The 505-nt window shown below is 45.0% G+C and carries 1 protein-coding gene; it reads right to left on the bottom strand.

Features of this window, described 5'->3' with window-relative positions:
* Positions 1 to 327 (bottom strand): MazG nucleotide pyrophosphohydrolase domain-containing protein (locus ASC50_RS03985; protein ID WP_304518322.1); only part of this gene is annotated, 327 nt, incomplete at its 3' end.
* Between the last annotated feature and the right edge of the window lie 178 nt (positions 328 to 505).

The following is a 505-nucleotide window of genomic DNA, read 5'->3' as shown; positions in this document are numbered from 1 at the left end:
CGCCTGAACATCGCCATAAATATGCGGATGCCGAAACATCAGCTTGTCGCACAGCACATTACACACATCGGCAATGTCGAACTGCCCCTTCTCCGAAGCAATTCGGGAATAGAAAATAATGTGCAGCAACACGTCGCCCAACTCCTTTTCAATCTCCTGAAAATCATCTTTGATGATGGCTTCGCAGAGTTCGTAAGTTTCCTCAATCGTGTTGGTGCGCAGGCTCTCATTGGTCTGCTTCTTGTCCCACGGGCACTTCTCGCGCAGTTCGTCCATGATGTCGAGCAGTCGCCCGAAAGCTTGTAATTTATCTTCTTTTGTGTTCATATTCATCCTGTTAATCCTTTAATCCGGTAAATCCTGATTCAGACTATTTTCCCCAACAACTCCATCATCAAATGCCGCCTTTTATACATAACTCGGTAATTATCAATTATTTGCGACACCACTATAGCCCCATTGGGAAGTCCCTTTATCAATTTCAGCAATCGGCACACATAGTGAT

This window comes from Candidatus Symbiothrix dinenymphae, from assembly GCF_001431085.1.
This window is presented reverse-complemented; position numbering and strand designations above follow the sequence as displayed.